General features: G+C 58.5%; 22 protein-coding genes and 1 tRNA gene. 4 read left to right on the forward strand and 19 right to left on the reverse strand.

The window, feature by feature from the left end:
* Positions 1-3 precede the first annotated feature (3 nt).
* Positions 4-2,055 (reverse strand): NHL domain-containing thioredoxin family protein, encoded by a 2,052-nt coding sequence (locus A6F49_RS06495; RefSeq protein ID WP_043057788.1) that lies wholly within the window; start codon positions 2,053-2,055, stop codon positions 4-6.
* 173 nt (positions 2,056-2,228) lie between these two features.
* On the opposite strand from A6F49_RS06495, the gene A6F49_RS06500 reads away from it, so the two are divergent.
* Both A6F49_RS06500 and A6F49_RS06505 read left to right on the forward strand, forming a co-directional pair.
* A tRNA-Gly gene (locus A6F49_RS06500) sits at positions 2,229-2,299 on the forward strand.
* 201 nt (positions 2,300-2,500) lie between these two features.
* Positions 2,501-2,776, forward strand: coding sequence for a hypothetical protein (locus tag A6F49_RS06505; RefSeq protein ID WP_043057787.1), 276 nt, complete (start codon positions 2,501-2,503; stop codon positions 2,774-2,776).
* A gap of 103 nt (positions 2,777-2,879) precedes the next feature.
* On the opposite strand, the gene A6F49_RS06510 is transcribed toward A6F49_RS06505, so the two are convergent.
* The 7 genes from A6F49_RS06510 to A6F49_RS06540 form a co-directional block, all read right to left on the reverse strand.
* Positions 2,880-4,661 (reverse strand): ABC transporter transmembrane domain-containing protein, encoded by a 1,782-nt coding sequence (locus A6F49_RS06510; RefSeq protein ID WP_052504845.1) that lies wholly within the window; start codon positions 4,659-4,661, stop codon positions 2,880-2,882.
* Entirely contained in the window at positions 4,658-5,818 is a 1,161-nt protein-coding gene (locus A6F49_RS06515) for a DUF1611 domain-containing protein (protein ID WP_201120264.1), read from the reverse strand. The genes A6F49_RS06510 and A6F49_RS06515 overlap by 4 nt, the downstream gene beginning before the upstream one ends.
* A gap of 211 nt (positions 5,819-6,029) precedes the next feature.
* A complete protein-coding gene (locus A6F49_RS06520; protein ID WP_235604890.1) occupies positions 6,030-6,902 on the reverse strand; it encodes a hypothetical protein in 873 nt (290 codons plus the stop codon).
* The gene (locus A6F49_RS06525) at positions 6,899-7,474 is read right to left on the reverse strand and encodes a hypothetical protein (RefSeq protein WP_052504844.1); all 576 of its coding nucleotides are present in this window, start codon (positions 7,472-7,474) and stop codon (positions 6,899-6,901) included. Before A6F49_RS06525 ends, A6F49_RS06520 begins: the two co-directional genes overlap by 4 nt.
* Before the next feature lie 24 nt (positions 7,475-7,498).
* Positions 7,499-9,010 carry a phytoene desaturase family protein gene (locus tag A6F49_RS06530; protein ID WP_043057786.1) on the reverse strand — a complete coding sequence of 504 codons (1,512 nt, stop codon included), beginning with the start codon at positions 9,008-9,010 and terminating at the stop codon, positions 7,499-7,501.
* A 109-nt stretch (positions 9,011-9,119) separates the two neighbouring features.
* Positions 9,120-9,767: an endonuclease III domain-containing protein gene (locus A6F49_RS06535; RefSeq protein WP_201120265.1), complete on the reverse strand. Its 648-nt coding sequence runs from the start codon at positions 9,765-9,767 to the stop codon at positions 9,120-9,122.
* Complete coding sequence (locus A6F49_RS06540) at positions 9,760-10,572, reverse strand: metallophosphoesterase family protein (RefSeq protein ID WP_052504843.1); 813 nt, start codon at positions 10,570-10,572, stop codon at positions 9,760-9,762. The genes A6F49_RS06535 and A6F49_RS06540 overlap by 8 nt, the downstream gene beginning before the upstream one ends.
* A gap of 160 nt (positions 10,573-10,732) precedes the next feature.
* Here A6F49_RS06540 and A6F49_RS06545 point away from each other — a divergent pair, with 160 nt between their 5' ends.
* Positions 10,733-12,628 carry an alkaline phosphatase gene (locus tag A6F49_RS06545; protein ID WP_043057784.1) on the forward strand — a complete coding sequence of 632 codons (1,896 nt, stop codon included), beginning with the start codon at positions 10,733-10,735 and terminating at the stop codon, positions 12,626-12,628.
* A gap of 79 nt (positions 12,629-12,707) precedes the next feature.
* Entirely contained in the window at positions 12,708-13,745 is a 1,038-nt protein-coding gene (locus A6F49_RS06550) for a WxL protein peptidoglycan domain-containing protein (protein WP_043057783.1), read from the forward strand.
* A gap of 147 nt (positions 13,746-13,892) precedes the next feature.
* Here A6F49_RS06550 and A6F49_RS06555 read toward each other — a convergent pair whose 3' ends face one another.
* The 11 genes from A6F49_RS06555 to rpmB form a co-directional block, all read right to left on the reverse strand.
* Positions 13,893-14,687, reverse strand: a complete 795-nt coding sequence (locus tag A6F49_RS06555) for a hypothetical protein (protein ID WP_043057782.1) — start codon at positions 14,685-14,687, stop codon at positions 13,893-13,895.
* Positions 14,671-16,782 (reverse strand): cytochrome c oxidase assembly protein, encoded by a 2,112-nt coding sequence (locus A6F49_RS06560; protein WP_043057781.1) that lies wholly within the window; start codon positions 16,780-16,782, stop codon positions 14,671-14,673. Before A6F49_RS06560 ends, A6F49_RS06555 begins: the two co-directional genes overlap by 17 nt.
* A gap of 17 nt (positions 16,783-16,799) precedes the next feature.
* Positions 16,800-18,146, reverse strand: a complete 1,347-nt coding sequence (locus tag A6F49_RS06565) for a Dyp-type peroxidase (RefSeq protein ID WP_043057780.1) — start codon at positions 18,144-18,146, stop codon at positions 16,800-16,802.
* 15 nt (positions 18,147-18,161) lie between these two features.
* Entirely contained in the window at positions 18,162-18,704 is a 543-nt protein-coding gene (locus A6F49_RS06570) for a copper chaperone PCu(A)C (protein ID WP_043057779.1), read from the reverse strand.
* 17 nt (positions 18,705-18,721) lie between these two features.
* Positions 18,722-19,384 (reverse strand): copper resistance CopC family protein, encoded by a 663-nt coding sequence (locus tag A6F49_RS06575; protein ID WP_043057778.1) that lies wholly within the window; start codon positions 19,382-19,384, stop codon positions 18,722-18,724.
* 71 nt (positions 19,385-19,455) lie between these two features.
* Positions 19,456-20,106 (reverse strand): hypothetical protein, encoded by a 651-nt coding sequence (locus A6F49_RS06580; protein ID WP_043057777.1) that lies wholly within the window; start codon positions 20,104-20,106, stop codon positions 19,456-19,458.
* A gap of 159 nt (positions 20,107-20,265) precedes the next feature.
* The gene (locus tag A6F49_RS06585; RefSeq protein WP_043057776.1) at positions 20,266-20,556 is read right to left on the reverse strand and encodes an HU family DNA-binding protein; all 291 of its coding nucleotides are present in this window, start codon (positions 20,554-20,556) and stop codon (positions 20,266-20,268) included.
* A 235-nt stretch (positions 20,557-20,791) separates the two neighbouring features.
* A complete protein-coding gene (locus A6F49_RS06590; RefSeq protein ID WP_043057775.1) occupies positions 20,792-22,603 on the reverse strand; it encodes a hypothetical protein in 1,812 nt (603 codons plus the stop codon).
* 185 nt (positions 22,604-22,788) lie between these two features.
* The gene (gene rpsN / locus A6F49_RS06595; protein ID WP_043057774.1) at positions 22,789-23,094 is read right to left on the reverse strand and encodes a 30S ribosomal protein S14; all 306 of its coding nucleotides are present in this window, start codon (positions 23,092-23,094) and stop codon (positions 22,789-22,791) included.
* Positions 23,095-23,097: 3 nt separating this feature from the next.
* Entirely contained in the window at positions 23,098-23,265 is a 168-nt protein-coding gene (rpmG, locus tag A6F49_RS06600) for a 50S ribosomal protein L33 (RefSeq protein ID WP_043057773.1), read from the reverse strand.
* A 2-nt stretch (positions 23,266-23,267) separates the two neighbouring features.
* On the reverse strand, positions 23,268-23,504 hold the full coding sequence (rpmB, locus tag A6F49_RS06605) for a 50S ribosomal protein L28 (protein ID WP_043057772.1): 237 nt from the start codon (positions 23,502-23,504) through the stop codon (positions 23,268-23,270).
* Positions 23,505-23,596: the final 92 nt, after the last annotated feature.

Genomic DNA, 23,596 nt, shown 5'->3' on the forward strand with positions numbered 1-23,596 from the left:
ATTTTAGTGGATACCGCGCAGGTCGAGGTCCAGTTTGTCGTGTGCGCCGTCGGAAGTATCCGCGTGGATAGTTACCGGAATGCCCCAGTCTTGCTGGTACAGGTGGCAGGCGGCGGAATCCGGGATCGGTTGGCCGTGCTCGCCATCGCATGCGGCAGCACGTGCGGTGACATGCAGGACGCCTTCGGTGATCTCTGGGTTGAGCCTCAGCTGGCGGGTCAGCCCGGTTTCGCGGCCTTCGCCTTCCAGCAACAGGTTTTCCGGAGTTGAGGAGATGGTCAGCTGAGTTGGGTCGCCCCAGCGGTCATCGAGCTTCTGGCCCTTGGGTGCGGTGAACGAAATGTTGATCGGCACATCGCCGGCAACCAGCTTGGTTGGTGGGCGCTGCACCTGCATTGCGCCCTCGTCGACGTGTAGGAATTTTTCGGGCACCGAGATGCGCACCAGCTGATGGGCATTGGTTTCGACGACGACGATCGATACCGCTGTGCCTTCGGCATCGGTTTCGACCAGGATGTCGGAGGGTTCTTGCAGGTCGCGGGCGACCGTGGTGACTTCGGCCGGTTTGGTGGTGCCATCCGGGTTCAGGGTTTGTGGTGCCCAGCGACGAATCGCGTGGTTATAGGTATCGGCAATTAGCACCGAGCCATCGGGCAGGTTGGTGACACCCAGCGGGTGTTGCAGGCGGGCGTCTTGGGGTTTGCCGTCACGGAAACCAAAATCAAACAGTCCGGTGCCGACCACGGTGCCTACTTCTGGTTTCCCTGAGTCGCTCTTGGTCGACGGGATCACATAGCGGACAGCCGAGGTTTCGGAATCGGCAACCCACAGGGTGCCCTCGGCATCAATGGACAGCCCAGAGGACTGCGCCAGCCAGGCCTCATCTGCGGGCCCATCGAGCAGACCCTCCAGAGCGGTACCGGCATAGATCGCCAGTTGCTTGCTCACCGGGTCATACGAGAACAGCTGATGGGTACCGGCCATCGCGATGATCGCTTTGGACTCGGCTTCCGAGTACTGCACATCCCACGGGGTCGACAGTGAGGTTTGCACAGCCTCGGTGGCAAACGGTGCGAGGTCCACGGTTTCAGCATCGTCGCTATCGGCTTCTGCCTGGACACGCTCGGAGTCGATCAAACGTTGCACGCCGTTGCCGGCCACGGTCGAGACCTCTCCGGTGGCCAGGTTCACGGCGCGCAGTCGGTGGTTGACTGCGTCTGCGATCAGCACATCGTAACCAACCTGGGCGGCGATGTCTTCGGGCAGAAGAGCCAGACCCTGTGGCTCGTTGAACAGTGCGATCTCGCGGCCGCCGTCGGCATGGCCACGCACGGAGATCAGTTCGGGATTGGCCTGGGCAGCCGCTTCGGAAACCGAATCTCCCGTGCCATTACCACCAATGGTTTGCAGCACGGTTTCCAAATCGTCGGCGACCTCAACCAGGCGGTGGTGGCCGGTATCGGCAACCAAGAACGAACCGGTCTGGGTCCCGCGAGCGCCGAGCGCAATGGCCTTGCCCGGGAATTTCAGGTCACGTGCCACCGGTTCTGGTGCAACGTATGGTCCCTCTCCGCGGTGCAGGGTGCCCTTGGCATCGTGTTCTTCAATGAGCTGGTCGATCAGCGAGTACAATCCGGACACGTGTCCTTCACCGGTCAGGTGGGCCACCACGTAGCCTTCCGGATCCACGACCACCAGGGTCGGCCACGCGCGTGCTGTGTAGGCCTGCCAGGTGATTAATTCTGGGTCATTGAGCACCGGGTGGGCAATGTCGTAGCGTTCGATCGCTGCGGCCACCGCCGAGGTTTCGGCCTCGTAATCAAATTTTGGTGAGTGTACGCCAACGGTCACCAGCACATCGGAGTATTTGGCTTCCAGCGGGCGCAGTTCGTCGAGCACGTGCAGGCAGTTGACACAGCAAAATGCCCAGAAGTCTAAGATCACGATCTTGCCGCGAAGATCTTTGAGGCTCAAGTCTTTATCGCCAATGTTGAACCAGGTTTCGCCAACCAGTTCAGAGGCGCGGATACGAGGAGTCGATGGTGCCGAAGTCATGCCTTGTATTCTTCCTTATCCCCCATGCGATGCAAGCGATTGCGTCACATTCAGTAGTCAGTTTTCACGGTGAGCAAATCGCAACATTTCCCTAATGCACAGGTTCAACGCCACGAGGTGTTAAGATATTTCTTGTACCAATGACGACGGCGACCCTGGCCGTTGCACATTGTGCGGGTGTAGCTCAATGGTAGAGCGCTTGCTTCCCAAGCAAGATACGCGGGTTCGATTCCCGTCACCCGCTCTGTTTATGTCCGCGTGATCTTGCAGAACTTCGACTCACCAGTTTCGCGTTGACCTATTGTGTTTGCCGATGTTTTTGGCACTCTCCAGTCAAGTTTTTTTACTCCTCAGACTGATGTTTTAGGGCTCAGATCCACTAAAATGAGATAGCACCAGCAGCTACGCGAGGTGCATCAGCTGCGAGGATCAGCAGGAGGTTTCCATGCCCGAAACATACCTCATCCAAGATTATCTACCACCCAAGGCCCGCAAGATCATCTACCTCGCGTACGCCTTAGCTGGTCTGGCCATCGGTGCTACCCAGGTCGGAATGGCGGCGGCTGGGATGGCGTTGCCCGTGTGGTTGACGGTGACGCTCGCAGTCTATGCATTCCTTGGTGGTGCTGTCGGGCTGACCGCCACCAAACATACGCCGACGCAACGTGACACCGGCCCTGCGGATCCTACGACTCAACCACCTCAGGTGGTGCTGCCCTAAACGATCCGTTTACCTGCAATATACTTCGTCCCGCCACTGGCTATCATCGGCACGACGGGACGAAGTTATTTTTGTCTGGGGCATCTCGGCGCAGCACGCTATGTCAGTCCAACGACCAGCGCCGGAATTCTGTATTTTCAAAAATCTGCTGTGGGGCAAAGGATGAAAACAACACGACGCCCGGATAGTCGCGCAGTTGTCGGCGCAGCATGGCTAAGCCATCTTCATCAAGTGCGGCGTCGACATTTTCTAACATCAGCAACGGCGGGGTGCCTAGCATTGCGCGGGCGATTTTGAGCCGGGCGACATCGGAACGAGCCCAGGGTTCGCCGTCGTTTTTCAACATGGTTTTCAGACCCTTGTGCTCGACGTAGACCAGCGGGCTCAGACCCACTTGATGCAGCATGCCTTTGACCTCATCGACCGAGGCTTTCGGTGATCTGTAGGAGACCAACCGCTGCACCGAACCGCGCTGCAGCGGCACATGAATGGAGGCCGCCCCTACGAGGTCGCGGCGCACAGCCGGTGGTGCGGCGTCGTATTCAATGCCATCGATCAAAATGACCGGCCTGTTTTGGTCGTCGTCGTCGGATTCAAGCGGGTTAGCGCCCTGGATCAGGATGGTTTTGAGCACGGTGTGGATTTTTTCGGCATCAATGGAATCCACCAGGATGCGTTCACCGGCTTGAGCGTGTAAGTCTGGTAGCTGAGTGCGATCCACGGTGAGATTTTCAATGACGACGCCGGACTGGTAGTCCCGTTGTGGAAGGGGCGTGCCGCCGTTGTTCTCGGACGATTCGTCCTCGTTATCCGCAGCGTCGGCTTGTGCGGATTTCCAGGAGCGCTCTTGGGCGCGGACGGCACGCCGGATGTCTTTGGCGGAGTTCAGGATCGGGGCGATGATGCGTCGAGCGGCTCGGAAGTTTTGTCGGTATTCAACCACGCGTCCCAGGTCGCTCATCGGGGTGGCCATAACACCCAGCAGCGTCATGATCGAGGCAACGCCGGCGACGTCGATAATACCCAGTACCGCCAGGTAGACCACGCCTGCGGTACATAGGCTGGCTGCGGTGACGGTCAGGGCGCGAATGAACCCGGTAATGCGAGCGCGGTGGACTGCGGCACCCACAACTCTGGAGGAGTCACGATCCAGGGCGTTGAGTTCGCGGCGCACAGCACCGGCAACCTGGACGGATTCCCCGGCCTGGACCGTATCGGCAATCCGGGCCGACATGCGACCTCGATACCGGCGCACGGTGCGAGCCCGTTCGCGGGCTCGGCGGGCCAGAAACGGCATCATGAACCCGGTAACCGCCAGCGGGATGGCCACGGTGACGGCTACCGGCCAGTTGGTGATTGCCAGGCCGGCCAGGATCACCGCGACCAGCGGTAGGGCCGTGAGCATCGGCACGATCCCCTGGGCGATCCAGTTGCGCACTGCCGTGAGATCATTGGATGCGCGGGTGACGACCACGCCCAGCGACCGGTTACCGATGTTATGCAGTGCGGCGGCGACGAGGCGTCGTCGTTGTTCATAGACGTAGTCTTGGCCAAGATCTTCGGCCACCACACGTTCGACCCAGCGGGCCACCCCGATGCCCAGCACGGCACCGGCCAGCCCCGCCATGGTCCCCCACGGAGGGGTGTGGTCCTGGGCGGCCGGATCGGTGGTTGACAGTCCAGACAGCAGCCCGTCGACCGTCAACGCCATGACCAGCGCCAGTACCGCTTGAATAATGCCCAGGATCACCAGGGCGATCAGCAGGTACCGGCGTCGGCCGCGCCAGACTTTTGGCATGCGCTCGGCTTTTTTCTGCGCGGCGGTATCCGCGGGACCGGCTGCTTGGTTGGGTTGAGCCGCCGAGGTATGCGTGGATTGTGTCATGAGCGCACCAGCAGTGCTGCCGCCTCTTCTGGGTGGGTCAGATCAAAGGTTGGGATGACCGGCACATCGAGTACCTGGCGGGCTTCGATCGTGGCCAGCGGTGAGGCGGTCATAACCCCGGAGGCCACGGCCACGTGTAGTCCAGCGGCCTGGAGTTCCTGGACCCCGGCGCGAGCGCCCAGGGCATCGGTGGCCGAGAAAACCACCTGATCAATGGTGTCCTGGAAGACCTCATCGCGCAGCAGCTGGGCGGTTTCTTCCTGGTAAATCCCGTCGGCAATTTCTACGACGACGACGTCGGTCTGAGCGTCGGAAAGCTCTTCGACCAGGCCCAGGGTCAGAGCTTTGATATCGGCCATGTTGAGTTTGAAGGTTGTGGGGTAACCGAAGTCGGTGAAGTCTAAGACGCGGGCGGCACCGGCGTCATGATAGATCATGGGGTCGTTCCCAGCACCGGTTCCAGTAATTTTACCGGCGGTCACCCGGCGGCCCGAGGCGGTTAGCCCGTTGATGAGGCACGCCATGGTCGTGGATTTACCCGAGTTCATAGCCGTACCCAACACGGCAATGACTTCTGGACGACGCTGGTTGCCCAGCACCGGTGGGACGGCGTCGGCATGAGCCGGGATGCGGTGCGGGGCGAAGTCGGCAATATTGACCACACCGTGTTGGTTGGCCAGCAGACCGATCGGCTCGATGATCGTGGGGTCTTCCATGTCCTCGTGGGCCAGTGTCACAGTGCCTGCAATGCCGCCGGCGGCAACCAGGTGGCAGGGTTGAAGCGAGTCTGGCACGTGGGCCAAGAACTGGTCTGCAGCATAGCGGTTGCCGTATGCCAGCATGATCAGCGCGCCCTGAAACAGGATGGCTTTGCGAGACGCTGGGGTCTCGACGCGTTTGTGGTTCAGGATCTCGGTGACCCGGGCGATGACGACGTCGCCGCTGCGTGGCACCACGGAATCACCGAAAAGCAGGTGGAAAGCGGCCGGGTTCTCATCAACTGCAGCCCCCACGAAACGGGTTGTATACGAGGCCTGCACTCGTGACGGCATATCTACTCGAGTCACGACCGGAGGCAGCTGGTCCGTGAGGGGGTGCAGTGATGCTGACCGGTCAGTCATATCGGTTGTGTCTGGGGTGACAAATATGCTGGTCATGGTGGAGACCTTTCATCCGTTGCGGTTCGAGTAAGACTAGTTCAGCAACACATCATGAGGTTTTCATGACGGTTCCATGAGAGGCCTCTCATGAATCATCCTGCATCCGCATGATGCTGCGGATCTAGCCGCTCAGAAATGCTGAAAAGTTCATATGAAATTCACCCTGCTTCAAGCAAATTCCCAGCACTTTTCTAGGACAGCTGGGAACCTACCGGTAAGTAGGGCAGATAGGAGACCCCCGAGGTGTTGTACGTGAATTTAATTCCCATAATGTAACGGATGCCCACGTGCATGCCCCAGGCTGCGATCGAGAAGATCTGTCCGCAGCGTCTATTGACCATCGAGATGGGTGCGCCCAGTTCAATGAGCAGCGTGGCGACCCCGGCCAGCGTGAAGAATTCGCGGGCGTTGTACAGGTCGCCTGCGGGGTCTGGGGCTGTGGTACCGAAGACTTCTTTTCGGATCGCATCGGCTGCGATCTGATCACGCAGGGTGTTGCCTTTGGCCCAGGCCCACCCTGTGGGCTGCGAACCTTGGCCACCCCGGAAATACAATACACCGCAACCGTGGCGATATTCATTGCCGTGGGGATCCCGCCGTAGGCGCGATCAAACCGCTGCGGGGTCAGGGTTTTTTCTTTCACTAGGGCATCCACCGACAGTGCGTCGGCACTGCGAGTTGTGCCCAGCACCATCTGGTGCAGCAGCGCCATATTGTCGTTGTGGAAAATCATGCCCCACGAGTTGCGATAGCTCAGGGTCCACAGCTGCAGCGCCGCATTGACCGGTCCGGTCACGCGGTGGGCCACACCCAGTGTTGCCAACACGTTGGTGACCTGGGCAGCATCAAAGAGCACATTGGCAACTGTGGGCGGCAGTGGTCGACGCAGGACCTTCACCGGGCCAACCGGATAAAAACTCGAGGCATCTTGTGCATGCAGTGTGCGGAACATTGCACGACGACGCATATTATTCCAGATCGTAAACGCTCCGGCGCTGAGCCGCAGCACCGCTGGACGCACCGGTTGGGCAGCGGGCCGCAGGGTATTGACCACGCGATACAGAAGGTTACGGTGTTTCATGCGATATGCTCCTCGAGCAATTCGGCAACGCCGCCTACCTCACATTGGGCGTGGATGGTTTCTCGAAACGGCTGGTCGGAGGGGTCGGTGGTGGAAAAGTAGTCATCGAACCGAAACCGGCTGCGCACCACCAGAACCCGCACAACGTCTGTCTCGTTGCGTCGCGGGGCGGCTGCCAGTGCATCGGCGTACCGCTGGGCAATGTTTGCAGCCTCACCGCGACGGATCCCGCGAGCGATTTGTTTGCGCACCTGATTCAGACCGCCGGTGCCGTAATGACGGTAATGCAGTGGGATGCGCTCCCACTGGGAGGTTATACCGACGACGTGTGGGACCGTCACCCGACCCTTCCGATCGGCAGAAAACATCGGGTAGGTCGACATCGGAAACGAGTCGTGTTCGACCTTCTTGCGCTTTATCTCCCGTGGGGTACCGAGGTAATGACGCAGCGGTGATAAGAGGACCCCGGCAAACGCTGCATAGCCGGCAACCGCCCACAGGTCACGGTTGGTCACGGCTGGTTGTTGGGGTGGTTTGATCAGGCGAGATGTCAGATGTGAGAGCGTCGACATGGCGAGTGGGTCTTCCTTTCGGTGTTAATCAGAAAAATCACGAGCCACGGCTCGTGCCGCCCAGGCTCCGGGCATGCCATGGACGCCGGCACCCGGTGGGGTCGACGACGATGCCAGGTATAAACGTGGGCTGTCAGCACAGTGTTTCGTTCGAGTTCTGAGTCGGTAAGGATCAAGGGTGAGGCCGGGACGGAGGAGAGCTTGGAGCCCGGTCATGGCTCCGCCGGCGATATCTCCGCCGATCAAATTGGGGTTCCAGGTTTCCAGGGCTGCCGGTGATGTTGAGACCTGTTTTCGAATGCGCGCTGCAAAGCCCGGGGCAAAGCGTTCGATCTGGTGCATAATCAAACCAGCGATTTCCCCGCGTTCTGGTTCCCGATAACCGTGTGGCACATGTGCGTAGGTCCACACCACCGTGGTGTTGGTGTCCTGCCCGGTGAATCGTGTGGGGTCGGCTGCTTGTTGCTGGCCCACCATAACAAACGGATAGCGCGGCATGCGGCCCGCCGCGACCTCAACCGAGGCGTGCACCAGTTCACGACTATTGCCTGCAACGTGGACGGTGGCGGCTTTTGCAACCTCTGGATTGGTCCAGGGAATGGGCCCATCCAATAGGAAATCGACTTTGTAGGCAGCGGTGCCATAGCGCCACGTGTCCAGCCGACGCCGTGTCGAAGTCGCCAGCGCGTGGGCGGCAATGTTGTGTTGTCCTGTCAGACGCAGTACTTGGGCCGGGGTGACATTCAAGATGATCGCATCGGCGTGTGGCAGCTCAGCCAGATTGGTGACCTCGTGGTTCAGATGCAGTTGACCACCATGGCTGGTGAGCACCGAGACCAACGCTGAGATGATACTGCTGGTGCCGCCACGGGCTGCCGGCCAGCCGCGCGTCATGCCCAACGCACCAAATAGTGTGCCGAAGGCCCCGGTGAATGGTTGCGATAAGGGGACGACCGCGTGGGCCGCCGACCCTAAAAACAAGGCCCGTGCGGCTTCAGTGCTAAACAGGGTTTTGGTCAACCAAGAGGCCGACGGTAGTGCGGTGGGGGCGAATCGTGCCAGCCGCAGCGGGTGTGGTGGGATCCGTAGCATCGGTCCCAGCAGGTTCGTCAGGTGCTCATCGATGTGCTCGACCATGTGCTGGTGTACCTGTCGCCACCGTCGAGCATCGGGGCCCAGGCGTTCCGCCGTCGTCGTCAGATTCTGATAGAGCACAGCGGCTTGACCGTGTGGCAGCGGATGAGCCATGGGAACCTCGGTGTGGGCCCATTCCAGGCCGTGTGAGGTCAGATCCAGGTCACGAAACACGGGGCTGGCAACACCGAAAGGATGTCCTGCCGCGCCAAGGTCCACGATGGTTTCCGCTCCGAGAGTGCCTGCTGACGCCGCAGCTCCCCCGGGTTGCGCATTGCGTTCATAGACGTCGACCCGCCAGCCGGCTCGAGCCAGCAGGGCTGCCGCGGTGAGACCATTGGGGCCAGACCCAACCACAATCGCACGGCGAGCGCGGCCAGATGAACGCGGTGGGTGTGACATGCGACAATCCTTCGTGATGAGGTTTCGAAAGCACCTGAGGCGCTGTTTCCCATGGTTGTGCACCCAGATGAGAAGAATATGAGCCGGTCATGAGAAGCTGGTGAGAACACTACTGATGCAACTGGTGCCAATAGTTTTCCCAGCCACCGGCCGCGGTAGCATATTTGCCCGATTGCACAATCAGGCCGTGGAAACGTTGGTGTTCAGTGGTGGTGAGCTCGGATGCCAACATGGGTGCAGTGAGTGCACGTCGTGCGGCTTCGTAGCCATTGGGTACCGCGTAACCGGCTGCAGTCAGAAGCCTCCTGGCGTAATTGTCCCAGATGAACACCGGCCGCTCGTACACATATAGCATCAGCACATCTGCGGTTTCTGGCCCGATGCCATGCACCGCCATGAGGTTGTTTCGTAACTGGTCGGTGCGCAGTTCGCCGGCAGTGGTGTAGTTTGCCAGATACCAGGTGGTGAAGTTTTTCAGATACGTGGCTTTGGCGTTCATAAACCCGGCGGGTCGGATGAGTTCTTTGAGACCATTGAAATCTACAGCGGCAATACCAGTGGGGGTCAGCAACCGATTGGCATGTAGCGCGTCGATGGCCTGTTCGACGTTTGTCCAGGCAGTGTTCTGGGTCAGGATCGCACCGACACCGATTTCGAAATGCGTTTCGGCCGGCCACCAGCTGCCTGGATCAATGGCCGCATCCAGGATCTCATACAGCCTTCGGAAAGACTCCGGTGTCGAACGTGTATCAGCCAACGGTTTTTGCAAACACCTCATCACGGTGGGTCAGTAATAACGATGAGAACGTTACGGTCTGTGGGTAGACATCTACGATGGTTGCCCACCCATCTGCCATGCCCCGCAGGATGTCGCCCGGAGCAAAGAGATCGAAATTATATGACGCCGCAGCCGAGACCCATACTGGAATATGTCCCAACGTCCCAGCAACCTGGTAATGGTAATGGCCCGACAAAATGGCCCGCACATCAGAATCCTTGATGACCTCATAGAGTTTGTCGGCATCTCGCAGACCCGACCCACGTTGGGCTGTTGTTGTTGAAGGGATCGGCGGATGATGGACCACCAGCAGCGTGCCGTATTTGGCAGGCTCGGCGATCATCTGGGCCAACCAGTCACGTTGTTGTTGGGTCAGATGGCCATAGTTACTCCCGACGCCGTGCGAATCTAAGCCGATAATCCGTAGGCCCTGGACATCATGGACGGTGTCACCCAGTTCTGGACCGGAGGCGATCTTTGCCAGGTTAAAGGCTTGACCGACTGCATCAATGGGGTCGTGGTTGCCGCCAATCGCAATGAACGGGACGCCCAGTTGTTCCTGAAAATGTCCAATGTAGGCCGCTAAATCATCGTGAACATAGTGATTGCGTTGCCCAAGATCACCGGACAAGATAATGGCGGCCGGCCCCAGCGTGAGCACCCGGTCAAGGACGTCACGCATGCGGTTTGGCGTGTCCATCACATCGCGCAGCAGTCTGCCTTCTTCTACCAAGTGCAGATCGGAAATTTGAATAAGTCGCAGGGTCGGGGCAGGTGTGGTCATAAAAATATCCTAACGCCACATGGCGGGGTTACCCCGAATTCATAAACTTTCAACGAATCAGTGACTTCGGCGTCATGCAGCATGTTTAGTGTCTGTCAATGCGAGCTCAGGCTTGCTCAAACCACACCAGATAAACGTGTTGCACGTAGAAAGAACTCTCATGCGCAAATCACTTGCACGCGTTGTCACAGCTGTGACAACCACCTCGGTGTCTTTTGCACTGCTGGCCACCCCAGCATTTGCCGACACTGAAGTACCTGCCCCGGAAAACCACGGACCAAAAAACGTTATCTACATGATCGGCGACGGCATGGGCTACCAGCACGTCGTGAACACCAACGTGTACCAATCTGGTCAGTCTCGATACCAGACACAGACCAACCAGGACGGTACCGTCCAACAGGTCAACGGTGCTGCAGTTCAAGAATTCGAAGAGACCTTCGACCTCGTCGGACTGCAAACTACCCCTCACGGCGGGACCGACTACTCGCCATCGGAAGCGTGGTCAAACTTTGACTGGGCCAACCACGGCGTGACTGACTCCGCGGCTGCCGGTACCGCCATGGCCACCGGCGTCAAGACCACCAACGGTACCCTCGGGCTGCACCCAACAACCGGTGAGCACCTGACCAACATGTCCGAGGTTGCCGCTGAAACCGGCCGCTCCGCTGGCGTAATTTCTTCGGTGCAGTACAACCACGCAACCCCCGCCGCATTCGCAGTTTCCAACGCGTCGCGCAACAACTATCTGGAAATCGGCAAGGACATGATCGACGCCGACTACCTCGACGTTGTCATGGGCGCCGGACACCCGGAGTGGAACGACAACGGCGAACAGCGTTCCAACCCGAACTACAATCACATTTCCAAAAACGATCTGGACCGGCTGCGTCACGGCCAGACCGACTGGGACTACGGCGAAACTGTTGACGACTTCGAGGCCTGGGCTAACGGTGAAGACCTGCCAGAAAAGGCTTTCGGTCTAGCACAGGCTGCAACCACCCTGCAGCAGAACCGTGAAAACTCCGGTACCAATGAAGTTGCCGGCGACCCCTTTAACACCAACGTGCCAGATCTGCCAATCATGACCGCAGGTGCCCTGAATGTTCTGGACCAGAACGACGAAGGCTTCTCTTTGATGATCGAAGGCGGCGCGATCGACTGGACCGGTCACGCAAACCAGACCGTGCGCAACATTGAAGAAACCGAAGATTTCTTCAACTCCGTTGATACGGTCATCGACTGGGTCAACGAAAACTCTTCCTGGGATGAAACCCTGGTCATAGTCACTGCAGACCACGAAACCGGTTACCTGTGGGGCGACGAAGAAGGCTTCCACCCGATCACTGGTAATGCCGGTGAAACGCCAAACGTTGGCTGGTACTCCGGGGACCACACCAACCACTTGGTCCCATTCTTCGTTCGCGGTGCCGGTGCTCAAGACATCATGTCCACCGCAACCATGGAAGACCCAGTGCGCGGCAACTACCTGGATAACGTTGACCCCATCAACACCATCTTCGAGGCATGGGAGCAAACCCAGCAGCCTGCAGAAGGTGACATCCAGATCGAAGCAGAAGTCGAAAGCTTCGATCCAAACGGTAATGGCAACACTGAAGACGGCGCGCTGACCCTATCAGTCACCCCGGGTACTGCACAGCTGGAGAACGCTCGTAACGCTGGCGACCGCCTGCGTCTGCACGGCACCCTGCCAGAAATCAAGGTCACTGACACCCGCGCTGATGCAGCCGGATGGGCCGTATCTGGTCAGTCCTCAGACCTGACAACCGGTCGTTCAACCCTAACCGCAAACTACCTCGGCTGGCAGCCATTCGTGATGGACTCCGCCAACGGTGCTGCCCCAGGTACCGAAGTCACCGGTAAGCTGCGCGACGGCGAAGGCCTCGCTGTCCCACAGACCCTGGGTTCAGCAGACGCTGAGACCCGTTTTGGTTCCACCAGCCTCGCCGCCGACCTGAAATTAGAAGTCCCAGTAGATACGCAAGAAGGTACCTACCAGGGTGGCCTGTCGCTGTCACTGTTCCCACTGGACTAACACAGCACTGCTCGCCCTGTAATTGATCAACGCTGCGGCCGGGGCATTTCGCTCCGGCCACAGCCATATCTAGAGACGCATGAAACATATACACACTTTTCGTTCTGTCGCAGCTACCTCATTAGCGCTTCTCCTGTCTGGCCTCGCTACGATCCCGGCCCACGCCGAGACCGAATCTGAAGAGATCGTTTTCTCCCTAACCCCCGCCGAAACCGAAGACCACCCGGATGACCGAGTATCCATCCGCGCTGAAATTGACCCCGGTGCTAGCTACAGCGACTCCGTGACGCTGAACAACTACACCGAACAACCTGTGACCTTCCAACTCACAGCAGCAGATGGCATGACCTCGGAATCCGGGGCCTTTGACGTGCTGAGTCCCGATGCAGCATCTGAAGGTGCCGGGACCTGGTTTGAACTGGAACAAGAAACCATCACCGTAGCAGCCGAAGATGAAGCCACCGTTGATTTCACCGTCACGGTGCCCGACAACGCCACCCCGGGAGATCACCCCGCCGGTATAACTGCCTCACTTGCGGAACAGGCCGAAGAGCTCAACGTCCTCTCCCGCGTCGGGGTACGCACCCACCTGCGCGTCACCGGCGATATTGTGCCAACGTTGCAGATCGACGATATTGAGACCACCTACTCACCATCATGGAATCCCTTTGCCCCAGGTGAGGTGACCACCCGGTATTCGGTTACCAATGCCGGCAACGTGCGCTTGGGTACCGATACCACCGTGGCCACCTCCGGGCTGTTCGGGTGGAATTACGTCAGCTCGTCTATCGGCGAGGTTCGTGAAATCCTGCCCGGCGATACGATGAGTTTTGAAACCACCAACGAGCATGTATGGCCACTGGTCTTTGGTTCGGTGGATCTGGAAGCCGTGCCGAAGATTGTTGGCGACGACGAGATTGATGCTGAGTTGGTTTCCACGACGCATTCCGAAACGATCGTATTGATCTCGTGGGTCTGGCTGATCATCGTTGTGCTCATCATTGGCGCGATTATTCTGGCCATCTGGCAACGCAAGCGTCGGGCAGCCAAATTCGAAGCCGCCGTCGCTACGGCCGCAAAGAAGCAGACTGAACAGCAGCCCACACCGGTTGCTTAAATTGCTCTGGAGTTTACCGGGGCGCAATATTGCGGCCACGCAAAGCCACTAGGTTGGAAACCGTTCCAGTGACCTAGGGAACGCTCCAAAGTGACATGATGCACCAATGGTCAGGCTCGCAACAGCCTGACCATTGGTGTTTAATCCTTAGTCAAGTTGGGCTATAGCCGAGGCCAAGACTGCCTCGCTGATGTCGGTAAATTCCGGGTCAGCGATTTCTTCACTGCCAATAAACGCCACCATGATCGCATAGCCCTCATGCTCGGTCATCACCGTTAGTGCGGTAGTGGACTGACCTTCGGGATCATCAGCGGGATAGCGCTGCCATAGCAGTCCAGTTCCCGAGTCGGTTTCAACTGCTTGGGCGGTGAACGTGTAGGGCAATTCGGCCCAATCGGGTTCTGATTCATCGGCCAGCAACATCGTAATGTCGTTGCAGTTGGCCGTGATCTGCTCAACTGCTTGCTGGTGGGCAGCGACTTCGTCGGCGGCCTTAGCAGAGCCACCGGTGTCCTCGGTAATACCGGCGATTTCAATGCTACCGGCACCGGAGAAATTCGACCGGGTGAAATCCACCCTCGTTACTGACTCTGATGAGGCCTGGATGGGTGACCAGTCGAGTTCGGCAATCGGGGCGGCACAGCTGGCCGGTTCAACGTTGAGTTGTTGAGCCGCATCCGTGCGTTCCGCGGCGGCTTCGCGCACGCTGGTGATTTCGGCGTCGGAGGCGGCTTGGGCCTGGTCGAATCCTAGTTCCATGGCCATCGCAGTGGCACTGCCGGCTGCCCGTTGGTCTGGGCGTGCATCGGCGGTCATCAGACTATCGAGCTGATTGGCCTGGTCGTCGTCGGGGGCGTCGTCATCCGAGGAACACCCGACCAGCCCGAGTGTGGCTACCGAGAGCACGGTCAGGGTTTTGGTGATCTTACCGAGGGTTGTCATGGGTGGTGGGCTCCTGGGATGCGGCCATGCGGGCGTAGTATTCGTTGAGTTCATCAAGGTCGGCGTCGCCGTATTTATCTACGCGGGCGTCGCGGCGTTTGGCGTGCTGGACATCTTCGGTGCGCCAGCGATACAACACGATCAGGACCATGGCCACGGTTGGGAATTCACCGGTGCCCCACATGATCAGCCCGCCGGCCTTTTGATCATCAATGGCCGGTAGCCCCCAGTCGCGTCCGATCGAGGAGAACCATTCGGCCATCAGCAGCGAGTCCGAGCCGGTCAGTGCCACGGCGATGAACGCGTGGAAGACCATGGTGGCAATCAGCACCACCAGGCGCAGCGGGTAGGTTGGCCGGTTAGGTAGCGGGTCGATCCCGATCATCACGGAGGCAAAGATGAATCCGGTAAGCAAGAAGTGCACGTTCATCAGTTCGTGGCCGATGTGATAACGCAGCGCAAATTCAAAGACCGGGGTGAAGTAGAAGATCACCAGCGAGCCAGCGAAGTTCACGGCTGCAAAAATCGGGTGGGTAATGACCTTGGAGTACTTGGAGTTCAGGACAGCAAGCATGTATTCACGCGGGCCCCGGGTGCCATCCTTGCGCGATTCCATGCTGCGCATGGCCAAGGTGATGGGCGCCCCCAGCACCAAGAAGATGGGGATGAGCATGGTCAGGATCATGTGGTTGACCATGTGCGCGGAGAACAACACCAGACCGTAGATCGCCGGGGCGCTGGAGGTGTCCCAGAGCAGTATGGCCAGTCCGATGAAGAAGAAGATGGTGCGGACAATGGGCCATTTGTCTCCGCGGGCTGCCAGTTTGCGCAGGGCACGGATGTACCAGATGGCTAAGAAGATCACGACGGCGACCCACAACCAGTTGAAGCGCCACTCGGTGATCCACCGGACGGCGGTTAGTTCTGGTGGCAGTTCGTATTTGGTGGTGATCCGTGCCGGGGAGGCATCCGGTGGGATTTCTTCGGGCTTGGGTGGCTCGGATTTGCCCAGAATGCTGGCGGTGGTCATGACGCCGATCATGATCACGACTTCAACGGCGATCAAACGCCACAGGATCTTGCGGGCGTTTGCCGGTGGCTGGGTGGTGCCGGTTTTCAACCGTGGAATAACACGCACCCGGTGGGCTAGGCCAATGAGCCCCAGCACAACGGTCAGGGCGCCTTTGAGCAGGACCATCTGCCCGTAGGGTGCCATGAAGTGTTCGATACTGTCCATGCGGATGGCCGCATTGGCCACCCCGGAGGCAGCGACCAGGGCGATGGCCACACCGGCTATCGCGGAGTACCTGCTCAACACGGTGTAGATCAATGGCTGGGTGTGGCCCTTTTTGATCTTGGGTTTCAGCTGTGAGGTGCCGGTCAGTGTTGGGGCCAGCATGGCCAGCAGCACCAGTCCTCCGACCCACAGCAGCACCCCGAGCAGGTGTAGACCGATTGAGTTGACCGCGGCGAAGTGATCATCACCCGATGACGAGTGCCCCACCAGCGCCAGCGGGACGATCCCCAACAGTGCCATAAACGCACCCCAGGCCATGCCCGTTGGGGTGCGCACCGCAAAGATCAGGCTGGTGACGACGGCGGCGATGATCGTCATCCAGAACCAGGCCCGCCCCACGGCGATGGCCAGCACATAGTCCAGCATGCCCGAGGAGAAGCCTTCGGAAGTGTTGACCGGCATCCCGGCGACGTCCGAGTAGGTAAAGATAATCTGGGCGATCGCGCTGAATGTCCAGATGATCGCCGACACCCCGGCAATTTTCAGGGCGCGGGTATAGGCCGGGTGTTCTGTGGCGTCGTCGGCCACCGGTCTGCCGCGCTTGGGCATCGCCGTGAAGCGCGGCAGAATGATGGCCGCAAACATCAACGCCCCGAAGGTCAGCGACCAGGCCATGTTGTGGATAATCTTGGTCGCTGGCAGGGCCCAGCGAGTCAGCGCACCGGGGTCGGACAGTTGTTGGACGGCCGTCACGCCCGAGGAGATCCCGATGACGATTAAAAACGCGACGCCGGTGATCACCGCAACCGGCCATAGCCAGTTGGGTGACTGCGTCGTGGGGGTAGTAGTTTTCGTCAACGGTACTCCTTGGGGTGCTAGGCGAACAGTGCTTCGCCAATATAGCCATCCGGTTGGCAACCCGGCGGCACGGCAAATACGGCCGAGCCGATGGGGATGGTCCACAGGTTCAGGTGGTCGGTTTCGGCCAGCCGGTCCTGAATCGGGGTGTATTGCTGTTCGACGTCGCACTGGAAGGCCACGAAGATCAGCCCGGATTGCGATACTCCGGTTTGGCCGTGCAGCGTGTCGCCGGAGGCTGCCGGTTGTTCATCATAGTTGAAGCTGCGCCGAAACATAGCTTCGTCCGGGTCATCCGACCGTGCACGGCGAATGTGGGAGATATCCGAGATCACCGGGAATCCGGATGGCCCGAGTGCTTCGAAATCGGGCGCATCGTGTTCGTGTTCTCCGGTCAGTGGTGCCCCGGAGCCCAGGGTGCGCCCGACCACGCCTTCTTGGGCGGGGCGGTCCAGTTCGTCCCACTCGTCCACGTTCATCGCAATGCGTCGGATCACCATCGAGGTGCCGTTGTCGATCCACGGTTGCAGGTTCTTGGTGCCGCCACCGTCGCCTTGACCGACACCCCAGATAATGCGTTCAGCACGTTCTGACCCTGGTTCAGGGTTGCCGGTGCCATCAATCTGGCCGAACAGATTGCGCATGGTGGTGTTATCGGGCCGGGACGCGCGAGCGTGCGTGAAACCACTTTGCACCCAGGCGACCGTGGCAAAGGCGCGGGCATCCTTGAGCAGCATGCGCCGTGCGTGGGCCACTGAGAGTGGATCATCGCCTTGAATTTGGATGACGACGTCGCCACCCGTATAGGCCGGGTCCAGTTGGTCGATGCCGTAGGTCGGTAAGGGTTTCAGCCACGCGGGTTTCAGTTCGGGGCGGGTGCGGTCAAAGACCTCCGAGCCAAATCCGAAGGTGACTGTCAGGCGTGCCGGGGCCGCTGCGAGTTCTTCATCCAGATCGGCCAGTGCTCCTCTGCCCTGCGTCAGCCGTGCGGCGTCGTCGGTGAGTAAGCGCATCATGGAAGACAGCCGGTCGGCGTCGGTATCGTCTTTGAGGTTCAGCCCGATATAGATGGCGTGGGCTTGTTGCGGGGTGTCCACCCCGGCTTGGCGGGGACCGTAGAAGGCAATCGTGTCCGTGCCGTAGGGGTGGGAGACGGTCACCTGGGTATTGGCTACCCCGGGGCTAACGTCTACGGGTTGTTGGAGATCACCGGGTGCGGCGGGGGCCGCGGTCGATGCCACAGAGTATCCTGCTGCGGCACCGACCAGGCCACCACCAACGACTCCCCCGGCGCCCAACAGCAATCCGCGCCGCGAAACACCCCGGGTGGGTTGCCTTTCGGTGGAATGATTCGTGTTGGTCACTGGGTATCGTCGTCCTTAGTGCGTGTGATCGTGTTCGAGGTCACCGTAGTTTTCTTGTGCGCCAACATATTCTTTGGCAACAAAGTCGATGACCTGGGTTTCACCGTTTTCCAACTCCAGGGTGATCTCGATCAGATCTCCCGGCTTGATTTCTTCGGTGAGGTCCATGAGCATCACGTGGTCTTGGCCCGGGTTGAGTTCGTATCGCTCATCCGCGGCCACGGGGAAGCCCCCTTCTTTTTCTTGCATCAGGTTCACCCCGCCGTCGTCAACGACTTCGTGAAGTTCCACGACCTCGGCGATCTCGGCGTCAGCACCAACAATGGTCTGGTCCTCACCTGACACGTTGGTCAGGTGCACAAAGGCACCGGTCATGGAGTGGTCACTGGACGTATCCAGGGATTCTTCGGTGGCTTTGATCCAAGGATCTTCAACCGAGAAGAATTCGCCGTCTACTGCGTGTTCGTTTGTGGTTTCGGCAGAGTCAGCGGTGCCACATCCGGCCAGAGCCAGTCCAGCTAGTGCTGCGGTGGTGATGAAGGGAAGGGTTTTATTCATGAATGATGTCCTACAGGTTAGGCGTCATCCTCCGCATCCGACTGTTCTCCGACGCGGCTACCGCGCAGCAACATCACAACCACGGTTGCTACCACGACAATGCCGGCGATCGCAGAAATCCAGATCCATGCGGGAATGGACGCTGAAGAGTTTTCTTGATTGGCCTCTTCGGCGTCGGACGTAGCCTGCGGTTCGTTGGTCTGGGGTGCTTGAGTTTCACTTGCACTTGGTGAGTCTGCTGCCACGGCTTCACCGCAGTCCTGCGGAGCGCCCTGGGTGGGGGCATTCGGGTCGGCATTAGTAAAGCTGAAGCTTTCTTCACCGGTGTGACCATCCGAGTAGATCACTCGGTAGGCAACCGTGTATTCGCCCTGTGGGAGACCTTCACACAGGGGCACGGCCAGTTCGTAGCCTTCCACGGCGGGGTCGCCGTCTTGCCATTGGTTGCCTTGGGCATCTGTGACGCGAATCAGGTTGGCCAGCCCTTCGCCAGACAACGGCGTACCGGAGAAGCGCAACCGCACCTCGGCAGGGGTGGTTTCAACAGTTGAGCCGACTTCTGGCGTCGATTCAATTAGCACGTCATGGGCGTGTGCCAGCTGTGGGGCGAGCACCAGGCCCAGTGTGGTCATCAGGGCGGCGAACCAGACACCAAGTCTGGTGGTGAGAGTTTTTTGCATACTTCCTCCCCAAGAAGTCCTTGGGTTGATCCAACGAATGTGGGAGGGCCACTTCCACAGGTAGGCCACGTCTACGCTAATACAGGCGGGCCCCTGGTCGTGCGCGTTTGGGTGACATTCATCGGATGGGGAATCCACACCCGAACCTCAGCCGCCACCGAGGTGGGGCGCGCAAGGATCACCGGGCGGGTTGCTAGAACAATGCGCACCGGGGCCAGCGTCAGCCAGTGGGCCAGCCTGGTCAGGGTGTGCTCGCCGTGGGTTATGACGACGACGGTCAGTGCCGCAGCCAGCAGGTGGGCGGCAATCATAACGAGGTCTACGGCGGCTGTTGTGTGCGCGGCGTGCTGTACCGCGGGGGTCTCAGGCGCCACCAGGTGTGCCATATGACCGTGGTGGTCGTGGCCGTTGGGTAACTGCGAGACGCCGGTGTAGGGCAGCGAATACAGGACGTGAAAGACGATTTGGCCAAAGATCGTGGTGGCTGCCGTGGACCAGGTGGAGATGCGCTGGCCGGACAAGGCTACGGCGATTGGTGCTGTCAGTGCGGCAGCAAAGGCTAGGAGTGGCAGCGGGATCGTTTCAGTTGCCCCGTGCATCATGGAATGCGCAATTTGGTGGCCACCGGCGGCAAGAAGAACTGCTAGGACCGCAATGATCCACCCGCGGAGGAATCGAGCAAGACCGGAGCTACGTCTGTGCAAGACGGCATCGTCCGACATGTACTCTCCTGGGCAAGCGCACGTGCGGCGCTTCAGTGAATTCTACGGGTGGTCGAATTCATTAAACCATTTTTTGCTGGCCGCTGGCACATTGTTTGTTAAGAGCAAAGACGCCCCGGGCAATTCCGGAGCGTCTCGGTTCTATAGGAGAACTAGAACTTATTTTTTCTCACCGGTGGCGGCAGCCTTCAGTTTCGAACCAGCGGATAGTTTGACACCGTGACCAGCTGGGATTTCGATTGCTTCGCCGGTGCGTGGGTTGCGACCGGTGCGAGCTGCACGGTTGGTGCGTTCTACCGAGAACCAGCCTGGGATAGTGATTTTTTCGCCTTTGGAAACCTGGGATGCAAAGACTTCGAATACGGCGTCCAGCACACCATTGACGGCGGCAGCGGAGTTACCGGATTTCTCGGCAACTGCTGCAACAAGTTCACTGCGGTTCATAGCCATATGTCCTCCTGGACTTTATGTTGTCTTAAACCCGACGTTCGCCGGGCTCCTTTTGGAAAAACTACCACCATTGGGGCGGTTTGTGACGCTTTTGTCGGCGATTTTTGCGGAATTTCGCGGAAATCCGCCTTTTTTCTGCAAAAAGTCGCGGAAATCTCAGCTTCTTCCCAGTAATGACGCCTTATTTTTCGAAGAAATACCGCTGCAAGTTCATCTGAAAAGCCTCTCTCCCGGGCTATTTCTTCCGAAAACTCCGATAGCTGACGTTGGTCATCAACAGGCTCAACAGGGCTATCGCCAGGGTGAGAATGACACCGGCAATCTTGGTTTCCAGCATCAAAGAATTCTCGGTGAAAAACAGCATCACGGCCATGACCACTAACACCACACCGATGATGGTGAGCACCCCAAATAGGAATAGCCCAACGAAACCAAAGATCTGGTTCACGTTCGAGGTTCGTGCCGTTGGTTCTTCAACTCGTGGTCGCTCGGAAACCTTGATGGCTTGTACCGTGTGAGTTTCTGAGGGCGAAGCGTCTGCTGCTTCTCGTCGTGGGCTCATAGGTGGCGCAACGAGCGGCGTCGGAGAGGTCGCACTGGCAGTCGTAGACGGGGCCTCTGCATGATCTGACAGCTCTTGCGGCTCGTCGGGCGGCCGCTCCTCTGATGCCATGGCAATCTGCTCGGACTGTTCAGCTGCTGTGGGTTCAGTTTCTGTGGGTTCAACGTCCTGCGCTTCGAGTTCCTCAACGGTCGGTTCTTTGAGAAAAGCAGGTTGTTCGTCCGCTTCGCTGAGTGCCGTAGCAGCGTCAGTTTCGGGGTTGGCTAATGGTTCTTCCTCGACTGGCGCCGTTTGATCGCTGGAGGGTTCTAGCGTGAGCGACTGCACGTGATTGGTATTGGTATGGGACCTTTGGACCGCTTCTCTAAACACGGCGTCGTCCGACTCAGGTGCCGCTGCAGATTCCTGATCGTGATCTGTGACGGTCTCGGCTGTTTCAACTGGGTCTTCGTCAGTGTCGGGGTCTTCGATAGGAGTCGACCCTGTTGCAAGTTCAGGAACATGTTGTGGTGTACCCTCAACCGGCGTCGGCTCTGGTTGCCAGTCAGTGCGCTCGTCTTGGGTCGGTTCTTGCAAGAACACGGGCATCTCGTCTGAGGCTGCAGCAGGCGGTCCTACGACTGACTGATCCACGTCGGCTGCTGTCTCCTCGTCTGGAGAGGCAACAGGTGCGTCGGTGGTATCGGACGCCTCGCCGGATTCCCGGCTGGTGAGTGGCTCTTGTGCAATGACCGGTTCGTCAGGAGTTTCCTCGGCGACAGTCGCTGCGGGGAGATCAGCATCGCTAGATACTGGTGCGATAGGTTGTTGGTCTTCCGGTGAGTGTGATGATCCACCGGCAACCTCAGCAAGGGGCAGGGCCTCAGCGGCCAATGGCGCATCGACTGCTTCGTCGTCATCGGTGGAACTGCCTGAGTTTGCGGCACCTTCGAAGGTGGAGTCAAGGCCAAGGAAGTCCTCTGGGTGATCATAGAGTTCATCCCAGAGTTGCGCGACCGTAGTGGCGCCTTGTCGTTGGGCAAGTTCGATAACGATCTGGGTGGTCTGCTCGACAGCACTGCTATCGGCATAATCCTCATAGAGATCAAGGGTTTTCAGCACCGTGGACAATTGGACATCTGGCAATTCAGGTAGCAAGTGTCGCGCCAGTTCACGACAGTCCAACCAGTGTAATCGCAGCAGCTCAATATTCAGGTACCGAGAAGCCGCATGGAAGATTTCTTTATCGGCATCACGGTAGTAACTGACAATCGGCAACTTGCCAATCATCATGCCCAACTTTTCCAGTGCTTCATCCCAAGGGAGCAGCGATTTCTCGGTTTGCTCGTCAGGAATTCGCTTTTTGCTGGTCGGAGGAATGATGGGGACATCGTCTTGCCTGGTGATGTTTCCATCAACGAGTTTCACATAGGAGACTTTTGAAACCGATGCTGGATCCAGGTGTGTGGTCTGCAAGGAGAGGGCCACAAAACTCAACTTGGACATAATGATAATGCCTTCCCTCTGAGCAACTGATATGGCAAGGATAACGCATGGCATCGCCACTCGATATCTTCTCTGCTCGATGCCGTGTCACCTGTGTTGTTCTAAATGTTGATGGTGAAACGTCGTTAAAATAAAATCTGGCCGATGGATTCCCATCGACCAGATTTTGCTAAAGCTTTATGCGATTACCAGGAAGACTTGGTAACGCCTGGCAGTTCACCGCGGTGCGCCATGTCACGGAGGCGAACACGCGAGATACCGAACTTCTGCAGGGTACCGCGTGGGCGTCCGTCGATGGAGTCACGGTTGCGAACGCGGACTGGAGAGGCGTCGCGTGGCATCTTCTGCAGGCCAATGCGTGCTTCTTCGCGTTCTTCGTCGGTTGCATTCGGGTCGATCAGCTGTGCTTTCAGCTTTTTACGACGTTCATCGTAACGAGCAACGATTTCTTTGCGTTTCTCGTTTTTCGCGATCATAGATTTCTTAGCCAATGCTTAGCGCTCCTCTCGAAAATCAACGTGCTTGCGGGCTACTGGATCGTATTTCTTCAACGTAATACGGTCTGGGTTATTGCGACGGTTCTTACGGGTGACGTAAGTGTAGCCAGTGCCAGCGGTTGATTTCAGTTTGATGATGGGGCGCAAGCCTCTATCTTTTGCCATGGTTAGAGCTTCACTCCCTTAGCGATCAGTTCTGAAATGACAGAATCAATGCCGCGCGCATCAATGACTTTGATACCGCGTGCGGATACGTTCAGCGTTACTTTGCGACCCAGGGATGGGACAAAGTAGCTCTTTTTTTGGATGTTTGGGTTGAACCGGCGCTTGGTTTTGCGGTTCGAGTGGGAAACTCGGTTTCCTGACCCCGGTCCAGCTCCGGTTACCTGGCAGTGTGCTGCCATGATCACTCCTCGTGTTAAGCAGTAGTAAAAGTACGGGCGAAAGTATGGTCTGGCTGATGGAATCAGCAGAACTTTCGCCACCAGTTGTTACA

Source organism: Enteractinococcus helveticum (assembly GCF_001657475.1).
GTDB lineage: Bacteria > Actinomycetota > Actinomycetes > Actinomycetales > Micrococcaceae > Yaniella > Yaniella helvetica.